The sequence below is a fragment of the Acinetobacter sp. CAU_H_S170_2 genome, assembly GCF_058890445.1.
Genome location: NZ_JBZYAE010000001.1, coordinates 922,596 through 939,516 on the forward strand (window position 1 = coordinate 922,596; position 16,921 = coordinate 939,516).

Annotated in this window: 14 protein-coding genes and 1 pseudogene; 10 read left to right on the forward strand and 5 right to left on the reverse strand. The window is 41.9% G+C overall.

Annotated features, from left to right (window positions below; genetic code table 11):
* On the reverse strand, window positions 1-549 hold the full coding sequence (locus AC5EUN_RS04530) for a tetratricopeptide repeat protein (protein WP_010327157.1): 549 nt from the start codon (window positions 547-549) through the stop codon (window positions 1-3).
* 21 nt (window positions 550-570) lie between these two features.
* A complete protein-coding gene (gene mrcB / locus AC5EUN_RS04535; RefSeq protein WP_010327156.1) occupies window positions 571-2,967 on the reverse strand; it encodes a penicillin-binding protein 1B in 2,397 nt (798 codons plus the stop codon).
* A 151-nt stretch (window positions 2,968-3,118) separates the two neighbouring features.
* Between mrcB and AC5EUN_RS04540 the strand changes: the two genes are divergently transcribed.
* The 3 genes from AC5EUN_RS04540 (at window position 3,119) to AC5EUN_RS04550 (ending at window position 4,861) form a co-directional block, all read left to right on the forward strand.
* Entirely contained in the window at window positions 3,119-4,057 is a 939-nt protein-coding gene (locus tag AC5EUN_RS04540) for an NAD(+) kinase (protein WP_004696112.1), read from the forward strand.
* Window positions 4,058-4,060: 3 nt separating this feature from the next.
* Entirely contained in the window at window positions 4,061-4,327 is a 267-nt protein-coding gene (locus tag AC5EUN_RS04545) for a YeaC family protein (protein ID WP_010327154.1), read from the forward strand.
* Window positions 4,328-4,420: 93 nt separating this feature from the next.
* Window positions 4,421-4,861: a hypothetical protein gene (locus tag AC5EUN_RS04550; protein WP_035330667.1), complete on the forward strand. Its 441-nt coding sequence runs from the start codon at window positions 4,421-4,423 to the stop codon at window positions 4,859-4,861.
* Window positions 4,862-4,889: 28 nt separating this feature from the next.
* On the opposite strand, the gene AC5EUN_RS04555 is transcribed toward AC5EUN_RS04550, so the two are convergent.
* Window positions 4,890-5,885 carry a glycosyl transferase family protein gene (locus AC5EUN_RS04555; RefSeq protein ID WP_010327152.1) on the reverse strand — a complete coding sequence of 332 codons (996 nt, stop codon included), beginning with the start codon at window positions 5,883-5,885 and terminating at the stop codon, window positions 4,890-4,892.
* Window positions 5,886-6,295: 410 nt separating this feature from the next.
* On the opposite strand from AC5EUN_RS04555, the gene AC5EUN_RS04560 reads away from it, so the two are divergent.
* From AC5EUN_RS04560 to AC5EUN_RS04570, 3 genes and pseudogenes are all read left to right on the forward strand, one after another.
* On the forward strand, window positions 6,296-7,639 hold the full coding sequence (locus tag AC5EUN_RS04560; RefSeq protein ID WP_004696118.1) for a dicarboxylate/amino acid:cation symporter: 1,344 nt from the start codon (window positions 6,296-6,298) through the stop codon (window positions 7,637-7,639).
* Window positions 7,640-7,769: 130 nt separating this feature from the next.
* A pseudogene (locus AC5EUN_RS04565) lies at window positions 7,770-8,920 on the forward strand (IS4-like element ISAbe18 family transposase).
* 139 nt (window positions 8,921-9,059) lie between these two features.
* On the forward strand, window positions 9,060-10,202 hold the full coding sequence (locus AC5EUN_RS04570) for an acyl-CoA dehydrogenase family protein (RefSeq protein ID WP_010327151.1): 1,143 nt from the start codon (window positions 9,060-9,062) through the stop codon (window positions 10,200-10,202).
* A gap of 55 nt (window positions 10,203-10,257) precedes the next feature.
* Here AC5EUN_RS04570 and AC5EUN_RS04575 read toward each other — a convergent pair whose 3' ends face one another.
* Window positions 10,258-10,776, reverse strand: a complete 519-nt coding sequence (locus AC5EUN_RS04575; RefSeq protein WP_010327150.1) for a DJ-1/PfpI family protein — start codon at window positions 10,774-10,776, stop codon at window positions 10,258-10,260.
* Window positions 10,777-11,232: 456 nt separating this feature from the next.
* On the opposite strand from AC5EUN_RS04575, the gene pheA reads away from it, so the two are divergent.
* The 4 genes from pheA to AC5EUN_RS04595 all read left to right on the forward strand — a co-directional run bounded on the left by pheA (window position 11,233) and on the right by AC5EUN_RS04595 (window position 16,240).
* Entirely contained in the window at window positions 11,233-12,342 is a 1,110-nt protein-coding gene (gene pheA / locus AC5EUN_RS04580) for a prephenate dehydratase (protein WP_493352180.1), read from the forward strand.
* Window positions 12,343-12,409: 67 nt separating this feature from the next.
* On the forward strand, window positions 12,410-13,501 hold the full coding sequence (gene hisC, locus AC5EUN_RS04585) for a histidinol-phosphate transaminase (RefSeq protein WP_010327149.1): 1,092 nt from the start codon (window positions 12,410-12,412) through the stop codon (window positions 13,499-13,501).
* A gap of 3 nt (window positions 13,502-13,504) precedes the next feature.
* Entirely contained in the window at window positions 13,505-15,754 is a 2,250-nt protein-coding gene (locus tag AC5EUN_RS04590; protein WP_010327148.1) for a bifunctional prephenate dehydrogenase/3-phosphoshikimate 1-carboxyvinyltransferase, read from the forward strand.
* A 108-nt stretch (window positions 15,755-15,862) separates the two neighbouring features.
* On the forward strand, window positions 15,863-16,240 hold the full coding sequence (locus AC5EUN_RS04595; protein WP_010327147.1) for a hypothetical protein: 378 nt from the start codon (window positions 15,863-15,865) through the stop codon (window positions 16,238-16,240).
* Window positions 16,241-16,342: 102 nt separating this feature from the next.
* Here AC5EUN_RS04595 and AC5EUN_RS04600 read toward each other — a convergent pair whose 3' ends face one another.
* Entirely contained in the window at window positions 16,343-16,783 is a 441-nt protein-coding gene (locus tag AC5EUN_RS04600; RefSeq protein WP_010327146.1) for a DUF2147 domain-containing protein, read from the reverse strand.
* Window positions 16,784-16,921: the final 138 nt, after the last annotated feature.

A 16,921-nucleotide genomic window follows, 5' to 3' on the forward strand; every position in this document is an offset into this window, starting at 1 on the left:
TTAAGACAGACTTTTGATTGCTGTTTGGGCTTGTTGAATGGTTTTCTGATTCTTCTGCATTTGACCTGCTTTTAAGATAACGCTCCAAAGCTGCTTTTTCATGGCATTGCTTTGGGCATAACTCAAACCGCGACGTGCAAGCGATTCCGCATTTGCAGGTTGTTTTTGTTGATTAGCAATTAAAGCCAAATACAAAAAGGTCTCACTCGACTGTGGTGCTAAACGCTGTGCTTGCATGGCGTAGCTTTGTGCTTGACTCCACTGGCCTTGGCGATAGGCCGTTTGTGTTTTTTGCATCAGACTTTTAAAAGCAGGAAGCTGTCGCCCATCATCAAACTGTTGTTTGCTTTTCTGCTCAGGAATCACAATCTTCTGACGTTGAATTTCTTCGCGGTCATAAGGGTGAATTGTAACTCCTGAGGGTGTTTTCTGCTCTTTATCCGCCTGTGTCGGCTTTTCAGGTATCTTTTTTTCAGATGGCTGTGGGAGGCTTTGACAGCCTGCCACAGTCACGATGGTTGCTAAGATACTTAAACGTTTAAACCACATCAAAATTTAAATCCGTCCTATTTATTCAGGTTGATAGCTACCACTCGAAATGACTTGCGTCTCATCTTCTAAGTTACGCTGCATGTTCGATTCACTTTCACGAATATAGTTGTCTATGCTGTCGCCTTGTTCAGGTGTAGCTTGGTAACCATCTGTTTCAGGATTGTAAGTGGGTTCAACTTGATAATGCGGTAAGCCACATGTGGTTGCTTTGCGTGGTACGGTGTTTCGCAAGAGGGGAATATACATTGCACCCTCACAACCTTGCGCGGCAAGATAACCCGTGCCACGATCAATCCAATGCCATTGCACATCATCCGGTTGGCGTAAGTTGACTGGTTTTTGACGCAGCTGGCTCATTACACTTGTCCACACTGGCAACGCACCTGAAGAACCTGTTAAGCCAGTTTGTTTATTGTCATCTAAACCTAGCCAAACCACAGAAACATAATTGCCCGAGTAACCTGCAAACCATGAGTCACGGGTGTCATTGGTGGTTCCAGATTTGCCTGCAAGCTGAAGCGAGTTCGGTAGAGTGTTATAAGCTGAACGACCTGTACCTGAGGTCATCACTTGTTGTAGACCATAGTTCAGGACATAGGCAGAAGCAGGGTCAATGGTTTGTTGGACATTTAAACCATAACGGGTCAGCAAGCGACCATTTTGATCGACAACAGTACGAATGGATTTAGTCGGATACTTAAAACCGCCTGTGGCAAAGTTGCCATAAATGCTGAGCATTTCCATCGGAGACATGTCTACCGCACCCAAGAAAATGGATGGATAGGTTGGGATGTTACTGGTCACACCAAAACGTTTTAGGTGGTTACTAAACGTCGATAAACCAAACTCTTGACCAAGGCGAACTGCTGACAAGTTATATGAATTAGACAGTGCCTGTACCATTGGTACAACGCCGTGTTCGCCACCACTATAGTTCTTGGGTGTCCATGCTTTACCATTGGCTTGAATACTAATGCTACTGTCTTCAATTGGGCTGGCCCAGTTGTAACGTCCCGACTGAATCGCACTGAGGTAAATCACCGGTTTAAGTAGTGAACCGACTTGACGTTTGGCATCGAGTGCACGGTTAAAACCAGTAAAGTCTTGGGTTGAACCAACAGCTGCAACCAATTCACCATTTTCAGGATGAGCAACCAACACCGCACCTTGCAGCTCTTTTAGACGACTTGAACCACGGCTTAAGCGACCAACAGTCGATTTAAACGCATCTTGAATTTTGGTTTGTGCAATTGGATCGAGCGTTGTAAAGATGCGTAGACCTTGGTTGGTCAAATCACCTTCTTGGTATTCGGTACGTAACTGACGGCGTACAATGTCTAAGAAATCTGGGAAACGTGAAGGGCCGAGAGTCGGTTTGGCAATCACATTTAAAGGGCGAGCTGTTTCAGTTTCATATTGTTCTTGGGTCAGATAGCCCATGACCAACATATTGTTTAAAACAATATTACGGCGCTTTTTCGCAGCTTCTGGGTTACGCCAAGGGTTATATAAGGTTGGACCTTGTACCAAACCCACCAAATAAGCTTGTTGCGCAATATTTAGCTCACGCAAAGGCATGCCGAAGTAAAACTGTGAAGCCAAACCATAACCATTAATAGAATAGTTGCCGTTTTGCCCGAGGTTCACTTCATTGAGATAGGCTTCTAAAATTTCATCTTTGTCATAGTGAAACTCAACCAATAATGCCATAAATGCTTCATTGACTTTACGCTTAATGGTTTTTTCAGGGGTGAGGTAGAAGTTTTTCACCAACTGTTGGGTCAGTGTTGAACCACCTTGACGTTTTCCACCCGTTACATTACTCACAATCGCACGTGCCGTACCACGAATTGAAACGCCGTGGTGACTATAGAAATTACGATCTTCTGTTGCAATTAAAGCCTCAATTAAAGGCTTAGGGACTTTGTCGAGTTTAATCAGGACACGGTCTTCATTATGCTGCGGATAAATCCCGCCAATCAGCATCGGCTCTAAACGTGCAATCCCTGTAGATGAGGGTTTAGTTGCACTGACTTCAGCCACTTGCTCATTGGCAAAGGTGACTTTAAGCACTTGTTCAGGCTCGACACTATCACCGAAGTCAAAGCCACGGGTATGTACATATAGCTCATTGCCAGAACTGACAAAGTTCCCTGATTTGGTATAGTTTTCCGAGGACTTATAGCCCAAAAGTTTTAACTCTTGAGTGAAGTCAGCCTGATTGACAGGGGCATTGGTATACACTTCGAGTGGGCGTGCGAATACCTTCGCAGGAATGTCCCAGCGCTTGCCTTCAAACTTGTCACGTACAACGGAGTCGAGTCTTATTAAATAAATACTAAACACCAAGAATGCTGCAATGACTAAGATGCAGAAGATCAGTGCAATTAAACCTATGCCACGTTCTGACTTCATAAATACGAATAAGATCCTGAGAAATTGTGCTAATCATGCGAAGCTTTTCGCTAATTTGCAATAATTAAACTGTGAACAAACTGAAATATAGACAATTCCGCGAGTAGGAGCAGTCACTTTAGTTTTTGAATCAATTTAAATAAATAATGTTATGATAGGCGGGAATCGTAGCGGAGCGATGTTGCAGGTGCAAATTTCACATAAAACATTTCGAAACATAGGCTTAATTGGACGTCCAGATAAGTCTTCAGTCGTCGAAACCTTATGTCTTATTCATGATCATCTACTCAGCTTAGGGTTACATCCCGTTTTTGATGCGCAAACCGCTGAACTGGTTCCTTATAAAAATACACAAACGGTGAGTCGTGCACTTCTGGGTGAAGTGGTCGATTTGGTGATTGTGGTGGGCGGGGATGGCTCACTTCTGCATGCTGCACGTGCCTTGGTTAAATTTAATACTCCTGTAATGGGTGTAAACCGAGGGCGTTTGGGTTTTTTAACCGACATCAAGCCGACTGAAGTGATTTTTAAGCTCGATCAAGTTTTAAAAGGTGAGTTTCAGTTAGATCGTCGTTTCTTATTGGAAATGGAAATTCGCTCAAAGGGCGAGACGATTTATGATGCGATTGCCCTAAACGATGTGGTACTACACTCGGGTAAGTCGGTGCATATGATTGACTTCGAACTGAATATCGATGGTCAATATGTCTACCGTCAACACAGTGATGGTTTGATTGTATCGACGCCTACGGGTTCAACAGCCTATTCGTTGTCAGGTGGTGGCCCAATCGTGCATCCGGGGATGGATGCGATTGCTTTGGTACCGATGCATCCACATACCTTGTCTTCACGCCCGATTGTGGTGGGTGGACACAGTGAAATTAAGCTTCTGATTCGTGAAAACCGTGTCTTGCCGATGGTCAGTGCCGATGGTCAACACAGTGTTTCACTCAATGTGGGTGATAGCTTACATATTCGTAAGCACCCCTTTAAACTGAATTTATTACATCCACCGGGTTATGATTTTTATATGTCATGCCGAACTAAACTTGGGTGGAACCAAGATTTTGACTCTTTTCAACAGGATTAAATCATGAATATTGAACAGATGCTTTCTATTTTAGATGCCGATATTGTTGAGCGTTTAAAAACAGCTGTAGAAATTGGTAAATGGCCAAATGGCGTTGCGTTGACTGCTGAACAACGTCAAACTTGTATGCAAGCCGTTATTGCTTGGGAGCATCAGAATACTCCTGAAAAAGAACGTACGGGTTATATCGATAAAGGGCATAAAGAAGAAGGAGAGGAGTGTGATTCTCATGAGCCTGAACCAGAATTTAAACCTATTCGTTTTATTTAATTGATTAAAATACGTTGAATCGCTCAGCAACAGATGCTTGGTGATTCAACAACTCAATTTAAAAGAATAACCTTCAAAACTGTTTCAATCATTATGCTTATAAAAATAATAAAGCTCACTCGACTCAGTTTGTTCTTCATTACTGTAATTTCGAGCAATGTATTTGCAGAGCCAATAAGTGATGCAAGCAAAATTGAATGTTTATTAGATGTTTTTGTTTTACCGAGTCAAAATTTTCAAAATCCCGTCACACAATACACATCAATGAAAAATGATGGTTATCCGATGTTATTGATTGGAATAAAGATCCATAACGCCTATGCAGGCGAAGCATCGAAAAAGATAAAAAGACATCAACTCTATTGTTCAAGCCTCATTGGACAACAAAAAGATGTTTATTTATCTGGCCATCATGAATCTCAAAAAATCGACATTCATATTGGTGATCAGTTGAATCTCAGAAATATTCATTCTTTAGGAAAGCATTATCCTTACTGGGCCGACTTTTACTGGGTCGAAAAGCGTGACGAATAACGTTCACGCTTTTGTTTGTCCTCTCAGCTTAGAAACGGGTGTGCCAAAGCTGCTTGGCTTGTTGCATGGCATCGCCATACGTATCGCACACTCCCATGGTATAGAGCGCAATGCCAATGGTTTCAGTCACTGCCATTTCACCATATTCATGCTGTTTTTCACCCAGCCAAACTGCTTTAAACTCAGCCAAATCTAACTCTTCTTCAATTGGGCTTCGGTTGTCGGTGAGTTTAGGTAGCTCATGTTCGTAGAGTTCACCATTTTTAATGCCGCAGATCAGTGTTTTGGCATCTGGGTTACGTTCAAATTCGCCGCCTTCACCTTTAATGACCGCACTATTTTGATAGCCCAGTTTAAATGCTGCTTGCTGATGCGAACCACGATAGGCAGGGTGGAAAATAGCTTGCAAGGTCGCTTTAGCATTAAATGGATTGATCAAGCGCGCAAGTGTATGAATGGGTGAACGAAGACCCATAACATTTCGTAGTGAAATTAAGTCACTTAAAATCGGGGAGATGGCGTGCAGCGGTAAATACGCAAAATTACACTTCGCTAATTCCTGTTCCACATCTGCTTGAGTTTGGCAAATATTAAAATCGAGATATTCTAATACCTGTTCAGTATAAATACGGTTAATGGTATGACCTGATGCTCCGTGCATCACGACCTTATAACCTGCTTTAGCTAAAGTCAGTGCCGCTAAGAGAAACCATGGATAGTGTTTACGCTTGCCTGCATAAGAAGACCAGTCTAAATCGACCTCTAAAGGCGTGAACGGCAGTTGATCTCGTGTGGCTTGAACAAAGCCTGCCAGTTCATCTACAGACTCTTCCTTAACTCGTAGTAGCATCAGAAATGCACCGAGCTGTACATCTAACACTTGATTTTTCAAGATCATATCAAAGGCTTGGTAAGCTTCTTCATAACTGAGTGAGCGTGCCCCATTTTTCCCTTTGCCAATAATGCGAACAAACTGGGCAAAAGGGTGCTCAGCATCTTTATAAATATTTCTTTTGTTGTTCATGGAAAAACCAAAGTAAGTGAAGGCTGTGTTGTGCTATTTTAGTGGAACAATCAAAAAAAACAGCACTTTTAATTTTAAATAAATTTTCCACTATTAGACTAAAGTATAAGTCATATTGTTTAGATTTTATACATTATGATTGAAATCAGTTTACTTTGATTAAAGAATGTTAGGTAAAATTTACCCAATAATTGTGACTCGCTAGTTTTTAGTCTCTCCCATTGCAGTAAATGTGAATGAACTGTGATTTTTGTCACAGTGCTGTTGTTTGTACACCATGATTTTTTACCCGGTGTTTGGATGCGGTCCAAACTGTGGGCTTTTTTGTGTTTATCAGAAAGCCAACTACCTATGAGGAAGTATAGGTATACCGATTTTTTTCAGTCTTTTGATTTACAGAAGTATTCGTTATGACTAAGAAACCAATCTATAAGTCACTATATTTTCAAGTTATTGTCGCGATTATTGCGGGTATCTTAGTAGGACATTTTTTCCCTAGTGGTACGCAAGTTATCAATGGCGTTGAAAAATATGTACCTGGCTGGGGCGAGCTTTTTTATCCTCTAGGTCAAGGCTTTATTAAGCTGATCAAGATGATTATTGCGCCAGTAATTTTCTGTACCGTCGTGAGTGGTATCGCGGGTATGGAAAGTATGAAGTCTGTGGGTAAAACAGGCGGTGTTGCGCTACTTTACTTTGAAATTGTATCGACGATTGCACTATTGATCGGTTTACTGGTCATTAACATCTGGAAGCCAGGTGTGGGCATGAACGTTGACCCTTCAACATTAGATACTTCTGGTATCTCAAAGTTTGTTGAATCTGGTCAGCAGCAATCGACTGTCGATTTCTTTATGCATATTATTCCAAACACCGTAGTTGGTGCATTTGCTGAAGGTGAAATCCTGCAAGTGCTACTTTTTGCCTTGATGTTTGGTTTTGCATTACATAAGTTGGGTGATGCAGGTAAACCTGTACTGAAGTTCATCGATCAAATTTCTCATGTGTTCTTTAACATTGTAAACATGATCATGAAACTTGCTCCAATTGGTGCTTTTGGTGCAATGGCATATACCATTGGTAAATATGGTATTGGTAGCTTGGCGCAACTTGCTCAGTTGATCATCTGTTTCTACATTACCTGTTTACTTTTCATTTTCTTGGTTTTAGGCACAATTTCACGTCTTTGTGGCTTCAGTATTTTGAAAATGATTCGTATGATTCGCGAAGAGTTGTTGATCGTACTGGGTACCTCATCTTCAGAGTCGGTTTTACCGCGTATGCTGAAAAAGCTTGAAATTGCAGGTTGTGAAAAGTCAGTGGTTGGTTTGGTTATTCCAACAGGTTATTCATTTAACTTAGACGGTACCTCAATCTACCTGACAATGGCTGCAATTTTCATTGCACAAGCGACCAATACTCAGCTGGATCTTATGCACCAAGTGACTTTATTGGGTGTGTTATTGATTTCATCGAAAGGTGCTGCAGGTGTAACAGGTTCGGGCTTTATTGTGATGGCAGCGACTTTGTCAGCCGTTGGCCATATTCCAGTGGCGGGTCTTGCGCTCATTTTAGGTATTGATCGTTTCATGTCTGAAGCACGTGCCTTAACCAACTTGGTGGGTAACTCATTGGCAACGATTGTTGTTGCGAAATGGGTCGGTCAGTTAGACCAAGAAAAATTAAACTTCGCACTTGCAAATCCAGAAGAAGTAGACCGCTTGATGGCTGTTGAAGAAAATGCTCACGCATAATTTCAGTTCATCTTAAAAAGGAAGCCCAAGGGCCACTGCTGTCCCATAGTTTGCTTTAAATAAAAAAACCTGAGTCCTAACAGTTAAAATATGAGTGCAAACAAACACTTTAACGACCAGGATTCAGGTTTTGTCACATCAGAATACCGTATTTCATGAGCTAATTAAACCTGTTGTGCGACAGGATTTTGAACAACTTGCTAAAGTACACCATGTTGGACAGAAATTTAGAGCGGCTTCCCGGTGGAATCAGTTTATTGCCATATTGATGTCTCAATTCTCTTGTAGGCAAAGTCTGAGAGATATTCAATCCAATTTGGAGTGCCAACAGGAAAAGCTAAGTCATCTCGGAGCAAAGTCTATTCCCCGAAGCACGCTGGCACGAATCAATGAGCAGCAGCCTGCTGCCTTGTATCAACAGCTATTTTACAAGTTGCTTAAATACTATGAACACTCAAAAGTAGCTCATAAATTTCGCTTTAAGAATCCCTTGTATTCCTTGGATGCCAGTCATATTGACCTGTCGCTTTCCCTATGTGAATGGGCCAAAGTTCACGACTCAAAAGCCAGCATGAAACTCAGTATAGGATTGAATCACAGCAATGATATTCCTGAGTTTGTTGCAGTTGAAAATGGCAAAGAAATGACATGGTACAAGGCCGCAAATTCCAGTTTCCTACTGGCAGCATTGTAGTTTTTGATAAAGGCTATGTCGATTACCAATGGTATGCAAATCTGACTGCTCAAAACATTGGATTTGTCACACGTTTTAGGCCTAAATCTGTGTATCAGGTGATCCAGCAACATCCAGTGCTTGAATCCAAAGGTATTCTAAAAGATGAAACCATTCAGCTGAATAGCGCACATGCCCTAAAAAGAAAAGCCCCAGTGTTAAGAAGAATTGAATATAGAGATCAGCAAAGTGGCAAGCACTTTAGCTTTCTCAGCAATAACTTTCATTTAGCCGCCTCCACCATTGCGGCGATTTATAAAGATCGTTGGAAAGTTGAGCTGTTCTTTAAGGCGATTAAGCAGAATCTCAAATTAAAAGCGTTTCTAGGCCGCAGCAGGAACGCAATTCAGACACAAATCTGGATTGCGATGATCGCCTATTTATTGGTGAGTTTCGCTCAACATTTAGGAAAAACAGGTTGGACAGTTCAACGTTTACTCAGAATAATTCAAGTGAATTTGTTTGAAAGAAGAACTTTAAAAGCTTTATTTTCACCCGATAAAATACCCATAAAACAAGAGGAAGCTCATTTGAGCTTCCTCTTGTGAAAAATTGTGGGACAGCAATGGCCCAAGGGCTTCCTTTTTTATTGGAATATAAAATGGCCTGATGCGTTCATGACAGTTGCCTTAAAAATGGCTAGCATGTGAGCTGAATAATAAAATAACGTCACTACAAGGAAGAAGCATGTTGAATTACGATGCAGACCTAGAACTATTTCGCGATAACTTTCGCCGTTTTATGAATGAACACATTGCTCCACACTATGAACAGTGGGAACTAGAAGGCTTAATGCCGCGCTCAGTCTGGAATGCCTTGGGTGAAAATGGTTTCTTATGTGTCGATGTACCTGAGGAATATGGCGGTTATGGTGTTCCAACGCATTATTCACTGATGTTGGTGGAAGAGTCGGCACGTGCGGGTTTTAGTGCTTTATCGACAGGTATTTCTTGTCACTCTGAAATTGCTGCGCCTTATATTTTGCACATTGGAACGGAAGCGCAGAAGCAGTACTGGTTACCTAAAATGGTGTCAGGTGAAGTGGTCGGTGCGATTGGAATGACGGAACCGGGTGCGGGTTCAGATTTGCAAGCCATGCGAAGTAATGCCATTTTGCAAGGGGAGCATTATATTTTAAATGGCTCTAAAACTTTTATTTCCAATGGGCAGCATGCCGACCTTGTGGTGTTGGCGGTAAAAACTGATCCGCAAGCCCGCGCAAAGGGTGTTTCGCTGATGTTGGTCGATACCCATTTGGATGGGTTTAAAAAAGGCACCAACCTCGACAAAATTGGGCTGCATTCACAAGATACTTCTGAGTTGTTTTATGACAATGTGAAAGTCCCGAAAGATCAATTATTGGGACAAGCAGGTCAAGGTTTTGCTTATTTGATGCAAGAGCTACCACGAGAGCGTACAGCAATTGCAGCAACGGCTATAGGTGCAATTCGCGGTTCGATAGATGTCACTATCCAATACGTCAAAGAGCGTCAAGCCTTTGGTCAACATATTTCGCAGTTTCAAAATACACGCTTTGTTTTGGCTCAAGCTAAGATTGATGAACAAGCTACAGCTGCTTTTTATAATCAAAACGTTGAGCTTTATATGCAAGGTAAGCTGGATGTCGAAACCGCAGCTGCGCTAAAAAGTTTTTCAACAGATATGCAAATGAAGGTGGCAGATAATTTATTGCAGCTCTTTGGGGGCTATGGCTATATGAGTGAATATCCAATTTCACGTTTCTTTGTCGATGCACGTATTCAACGCATCTACGGCGGGACCAATGAAATTATGAAAGAAATTGTCGCACGTAGCTTACTTGGCCGCTAAGCCTTAGGTGTTGATATAAACATGTGTCTAAAAAGAGCCTCAAGTAGGCTCTTTTTTATCGGTTCAGTACCAATAAACTTTCTTGTATAAAGGCGGGTAGGTCATATTGGGTTTGCGATGAAATGTATAAATTATTGTCATTCATAACACCTGTGTCATATAGCACGGCACCTGCATCTTTTAAGTCTTGATGAAGGTGATGGATACACGTCATGCGTCTACCTTTCACAACTCCAGCATGCATTAAAATTTTGGGTGCATCAGCACTGCATAAAATAGGTTTTTGCGTGTTTGCAAAGTGCCTGACAAATAAGATATAGCGTTCATCTTGGCACAGGTTGTCTGGCGAAAAACCGCCTGGAATGAGTAAGGCATCGAAGTCATGTACGGAGGCGTCATCGATACTTTGGTCGATGGTGACAAAGGCTCTACGCTTTTTGCCATAAATGATTTTGCCAGCCTGACTTTCAAGGTTAATAATACTATGCCGAGCTGCTCGAAATGCTTCTACGGGTTCAGCATATTCGGCATCCTCAAAGTCATAGGTGACCAAGACTGCAATTTTTTTGTGCATGACAGTACCTACAGTTCATTATTGTTTTGTTTTATTGAGACTATAGAGCAATCGCTGCTGCTGCATACTCTCTTTGTTATGAATACGTCAACTTAAGTAAAGCATATTTTAAAAGATATTCTAACGCACTGAAATACGGATGAATGGTGATTTTTGTGAAGGTGTAGCAAAAATTTTCAAAATCTAGATACAGCTTTAAAAGCGTTGAGTTAAGACCCAAATACCATCGTCTTAGTGTTTTGCTTGAGTGTTGTTCTATGCATAACAGCAAGAAGAAAATAGGCAGGGCTCAGTGGTTTTATTGATGTCTATTATTGGGGCAGTTTATTGATAAACTTGATGATTAAATCAACTGTATGTTTTTAGCACTGAAACATGCAAAGTCTTATTGCGCAAGATTTCAAAGCTAACTATTGTTATACTGTTTGCACAATGTATATGAAGGGCGACATAACAATGATCCAAGACGATCAAAACACAACGACTTCTCTTGACCTCAACCAAATCCGTCAGGATATCGACTCTGTTGATCAACAGATTCAACAACTTATTAACCGTCGAGCGAAACTGGCGGAAGCTGTTGCAAAAGCAAAATTTGCTTCTGAAGAGAATCCAATGTTTTACCGTCCAGAACGTGAAGCGCAAGTTTTACGGAATGTTATGGAGCGTAATGAAGGCCCTTTATCTGATGTGACCATGGCACGTTTGTTCCGTGAAATCATGTCTGCATGTTTGGCTCTAGAAGCACCGCAAAGTATTGCATTTTTAGGTCCTGTTGGTACTTATACGCACTCTGCGGTGTTGAAGCATTTTGGACATGATGCTGTAGTTCGTCCTTTACCGACCATTGATGAAGTGTTCCGTGAAGTGGAAGCAGGCAGTGCCCACTATGGTTTGGTGCCGGTAGAAAACTCGTCAGAAGGTGTGGTCAACCATACTTTAGATTGTTTTAAAGCCTCACACTTAAATGTGATTGGTGAAGTTGAATTGCGTATTCATCAACAGTTTCTTGTGTCTGAAAACACGCGTAAAGACAGTATTAAACAAATTTATGCACATCAGCAAACTTTGGCGCAGTGCCGTGCATGGTTGGACGCACACTATCCAGGTGTGGAACGTGTTGCTTTAAGCTCGAATGCTGAAGCGGCACGTCGTATTCGTACTGAATGGCATTCGGCTGCTATTGCATCTGATGTTGCAGCAAGTATTTATGACTTAGAAATTTTACACAGCAATATTGAAGATAATCCTGAGAACACTACACGTTTCTTGGTGATTGGTCGTGAAAGAATCCCGCAAAGCGGTAATGATAAAACGTCATTGCTGATTTCTGCACATGATCGTGCAGGTGCATTATTGGAAATCCTTGCACCATTTGCAAAGCACAACATTAGTTTGACCAGTATCGAAACGCGTCCTGCATTGCCTGAAAAATGGGCTTATGTCTTCTTCATCGACTTAGAAGGTCATGTGGAACAAGACAATGTTAAAGCGGCGATTGAAGAGATTCGTCCACTTGTGAAAGAAGTTCGAGTATTGGGTTCATACCCGATTGCAGTACTGTAATCTCTAAGGTGGTTGGGTTTGTTCCAAACTCAACCATGTACACCACTTGTAAGAATGGAAAGGTCACATGTCGTTTGCTCCAGCCAATGAAGGTATTGCGAAGTTAAAACCATATCAACCAGGTAAGCCAATCAGCGAATTAGAGCGTGAATTGGGAATGACCGATATTGTTAAGCTTGCTTCAAATGAAAACCCTTTGGGTTGTTCGGACAAAGTAAAAGAAGCAGTTGCTGCTGAATTGGCGGAAATTGGACGATATCCAGACGGTGGTGGTTTTATTTTGAAGGATCAAATTCATGCGCAGTTTGGTGTAGCACATGATTGTATTACTTTAGGCAATGGTTCAAACGATCTACTTGAAATTTTTGCCCGTGCATTTGTTTCAGATAAAGACTCGGTGGTGTATAGCCAACACGCATTTGCAGTTTATGCTCTGGTCACGCAAGCCATCAACGCTGAAGCGATTGAGGTACCTGCTCAAGGTTTTTCGCATGACCTTGACGCGATGGCGGCGGCAATTAAAGACAATACCAAATTGGTGTTTATTGCGAATCCCAATAATCCGACAGGAACTTGGTTTGAAGAGGCTGAATTTGAGCGCTTCATGCAAAAAGTACCGAGTCATGTGATCGTGGTTTTGGATGAGGCTTATGTGGAATATTTCCCAGAAAACTTTAATAGCTTAAAGTTTTTAGCACAGTATCCGAACCTGATTGTTAGCCGTACCATGTCAAAGTGCTTTGGTTTAGCGGCATTACGTGTTGGCTTTGCTTTAGCATCGGCAGAAGTGACAGATTTCTTAAATCGTATTCGTCAGCCGTTTAACGTCAACCATTTAGCCATGGTGGCAGCAGTTGCTGCACTAAAAGATGAAGATTTCATTGAGAAATCACGTGTGGTCAATAAAGCGGGCATGGTGCAACTTGAAACAGGTTTTAAAGCGCTAGGCCTAAACTATGAGCCTTCTCGTGCCAACTTTATTTTGGTCGATATACAAGCCGATCCTGCACAAACTTTTAATGCTTTATTAAAAGAAGGGGTGATTGTTCGTCCTGTGGGCATCGCCAATCATTTACGAGTATCGATTGGAACTGAAGCTGAAAATACGAAATTTCTAACGGCTTTGGCCAACGTACTAGGTTTAGAGGCGAACGTTTAAATTATGTCTGTGCCACTATTTGAAAAAGTTGCATTTATTGGTCTTGGACTGATTGGTTCAAGTCTTGCACGGGTGATGATTGCTGAAGGTTTAACCCAAAATATTGTAGCCTCTACACGTTCGGAAAAAACCTTACAGGATGCCAAAGCTTTGGGATTAATCCAACAGGGGTATAGCGATCCTGTACAGGCGGTTCAAGGTGCGGACTTGGTGGTTTTAGCTTTGCCTGTTCGTGCAACGCAAAAAGTATTGGAAACCATCAAACCATATTTGCAAGAACATACGATTATTACCGATGTGGGCAGTACCAAAGGCAATGTGGTCGACGCGGCCAAAGCCGTGTACGGCGAAGCATTACCTGCTGGCTTTGTACCGGGGCATCCAATTGCGGGTGCAGAACATACAGGTGTGTATGCAGGTAAGGTCGATTTATTTGCAAATCATAAAGTGATTTTGACACCGTTACCAACCAGTGCTGATTGGGCTGTAGAGAAACTGATCCAACTGTGGCAAGCTGCGAAAGCAGAAGTGATTTGTATGGATGTGGCCAAGCATGATGAAGTCTTGGCACATACCAGTCATCTTCCGCATTTGATGGCTTTTAACTTAGTTGAACAACTGGCAAACCGTGAAGATAATTTAGACATTTTCCGCTATGCTGCGGGGGGATTCCGCGATTTTTCTCGAATTGCGGCAAGTGACCCACAAATGTGGCATGACATCTTTTTTGCCAATAAAAAAGCCATTTTAAATGCCGTAGATGGTTTTGAAAACCAACTGGCTACGATTCGTAAACTCATTGAAGATGAAGATTCACATGCTTTAATGGGCTTGCTTGGACATGCGCAAGCAGCACGCCAGCATTTTAACCATATGCTGGCTCAAAAACCTTTCATGGAGAGCAATAAAGTGACGACACAGCAATTCACCATATTACCGGGTAAAAAGAGTTTCCAAGGTAAGTTTAGCGTGCCAGGCGATAAATCTGTGTCACACCGTTCAATCATGTTTGGTGCAATTGCGGAAGGAACGACGCATGTGACAGGTTTCTTGGAAGGTGAAGACGCGTTAGCAACCTTACAAGCCTTCCGTGATATGGGCGTCAGCATTGAAGGTCCTAAAAATGGTGAAGTGACGATTCATGGTGTGGGCGTAAATGGCCTAAAAGCGCCAGCAAGTGCGCTTTACATGGGTAACTCAGGGACTTCAATGCGTCTGCTTTCAGGGATGCTTTCTGCACAAAAATTTGACTCTGTCATGACGGGTGATGCATCACTGTCGAAGCGTCCAATGGAACGTATTGCTAAACCGTTACGCGAAATGGGCGCACAGATTCAAACCACAGGTGAGCGTGGTACACCTCCTGTTTCGATCACTGGAAACCAAGCTTTGCAAGGCATTCACTATGATTTGCCAATGGCATCTGCGCAGGTGAAATCTGGGATTTTATTGGCAGGTTTGTGGGCAGCAGGTGAAACATCTGTTACCGAACCAGAACCTACGCGTGATCATACTGAACGTATGCTACGTGCATTTGGTTATGACGTGAAAACAGAAGGCAACCGTATTTCACTGCAAGGTGGCGGTAAGTTAGTTGGTACAGAGATTCAAGTGCCATCAGATATTTCATCGGCTGCTTTCTTTATGGTGGGTGCTGCGATTACTGAAGGTTCAGACGTCACTTTAGAAGCAGTGGGCATTAACCCAACGCGTACAGGTGTGATCGAGATTTTGAAACAAATGGGTGCAGACATTACGGTTGAAAATGAACGTATTGCAGGCGGTGAGCCGATTGCAGACATTCGTATTCAAGGCACACGTACACTCAAAGGTATTCATATGCCTGAAGATCAAGTGCCATTGGCGATTGATGAATTCCCTGCATTATTCATTGCTGCGGCATGTGCTGAAGGGCAAACAGTATTAACGGGTGCTGCTGAGCTGCGTGTGAAAGAATCAGACCGTATTCAAGTGATGGCAGATGGTTTAAAAACCATGGGTATCGATTGTACGCCGACTGACGATGGCATCATCATTGAAGGTAAAGGTCATTCGGGTGAATGGGGTGCGATTTTCACCGGTGGCGAAATTGAATCACATCATGATCACCGTATTGCGATGAGTTTCTCAATGGCCGGCTTACGCACCTCTGGTGAAATTAAAATCATTGGCACTGAAACGGTTGCCACGAGTTTCCCGACCTTCACGCAATTAAGTAATCAAGCTGGTTTAGCGATCCAAGTCACTGAATAAGACTAAAGCTTAGAGATTTTGTGTGAAAACAGCCAAGCTTTTGCTTGGCTGTTTTGTGTTAAGTCATTATGCTAAACCCATATAACAAAAAAGCCTTTGGAATGATCAATGAGAAAATTACAATTTACAGCACAGCATGGACAGCAGCAGGATGTAAATGAAAGCGGTGTAGTACAGAAGCAAGTACAAGACTTGCTGGTTCAAAAGTTAGGTCAATTTGGTTTTGAAACTTTGCCACAAAGTGGTGATCAGGTGGCTGTGAGTGTTGATAATCATACTTTGCCCCTGTCTATTACGTGCCAAGGTCATGACAGCGAAGGAAATCTGGTGTGCGAAATTGCGTCTTATCCAGATGAAGAGCAAGACTGGTTAGACCGAATTGCTGAACGAAGCTTGTTAAATCAATTGGCACAAGCGGTTGAAACCACACTAAAAACAGATAAAAGTTTTACTGAGTTTGAGTGGAAAGGCCAATTGAATAGATAAAAAATGCTGAATTGGTTTTTCCTAATTCAGCATTTTTTTAGAACAGAACACGTTTAATATTTTGATGGATCAACGCGCTTATAACTGGATGTGCTATAAGACTTATTCCACACGTAACCAAGTTTGGCTACGTCCCACAGCAGAAACGCCTAAATATCCTCTTAAGAATAGCTTTTTCCCATTTGGGCTAATTTTACCTTTTAGGCTATACAGCTTGCCTGAAACGGGATCAATGATTTTGCCATGTGTATAATTAATATTGTTTTCGGTCTTTAAACCGGTAATCACTTGCATACCAATAATAGGCTTATCGGTGTAGGGTGCAGGGCAGTTGGTGCAGAATTCTTTAGCTGTATAGCCTGGACGAGGAGTTGCTTTTAGTGCAGTTCCAGCATAAGTCCCATTGGCTTGCTTTTCAATTTTCACCAGACCTTTGGGTTCTCCAGTTTTATCATCGATATAACGCCAAGTCCCTATAATGTCCTGAGCACAGGCTGACGTGGTGGCTATAGTGACTAAAACTGCCCCGAGAATTGTTTTCATAAAATCCCTGAATATTTTAAAAATTATTTAAATGAATAGCTCTCACGAGCTAAGATGTTGATTGTATAATTTATTATTTGAATAATGATGTGCAGAATATATCAAGTTCAAGCGTAGATTGTTGCATAAAGTACCATT

Coding starts and splice junctions, on each gene's coding strand:
- AC5EUN_RS04530 (WP_010327157.1), bottom strand. CDS start 549: ATGTGGTTTAAACGTTTAAGTATCTTAGCAACCATCGTGACTGTGGCA.
- mrcB (WP_010327156.1), bottom strand. CDS start 2,967: ATGAAGTCAGAACGTGGCATAGGTTTAATTGCACTGATCTTCTGCATC.
- AC5EUN_RS04540 (WP_004696112.1), top strand. CDS start 3,119: ATGATAGGCGGGAATCGTAGCGGAGCGATGTTGCAGGTGCAAATTTCA.
- AC5EUN_RS04545 (WP_010327154.1), top strand. CDS start 4,061: ATGAATATTGAACAGATGCTTTCTATTTTAGATGCCGATATTGTTGAG.
- AC5EUN_RS04550 (WP_035330667.1), top strand. CDS start 4,421: ATGCTTATAAAAATAATAAAGCTCACTCGACTCAGTTTGTTCTTCATT.
- AC5EUN_RS04555 (WP_010327152.1), bottom strand. CDS start 5,885: ATGAACAACAAAAGAAATATTTATAAAGATGCTGAGCACCCTTTTGCC.
- AC5EUN_RS04560 (WP_004696118.1), top strand. CDS start 6,296: ATGACTAAGAAACCAATCTATAAGTCACTATATTTTCAAGTTATTGTC.
- AC5EUN_RS04570 (WP_010327151.1), top strand. CDS start 9,060: ATGTTGAATTACGATGCAGACCTAGAACTATTTCGCGATAACTTTCGC.
- AC5EUN_RS04575 (WP_010327150.1), bottom strand. CDS start 10,776: ATGCACAAAAAAATTGCAGTCTTGGTCACCTATGACTTTGAGGATGCC.
- pheA (WP_493352180.1), top strand. CDS start 11,233: ATGATCCAAGACGATCAAAACACAACGACTTCTCTTGACCTCAACCAA.
- hisC (WP_010327149.1), top strand. CDS start 12,410: ATGTCGTTTGCTCCAGCCAATGAAGGTATTGCGAAGTTAAAACCATAT.
- AC5EUN_RS04590 (WP_010327148.1), top strand. CDS start 13,505: ATGTCTGTGCCACTATTTGAAAAAGTTGCATTTATTGGTCTTGGACTG.
- AC5EUN_RS04595 (WP_010327147.1), top strand. CDS start 15,863: ATGAGAAAATTACAATTTACAGCACAGCATGGACAGCAGCAGGATGTA.
- AC5EUN_RS04600 (WP_010327146.1), bottom strand. CDS start 16,783: ATGAAAACAATTCTCGGGGCAGTTTTAGTCACTATAGCCACCACGTCA.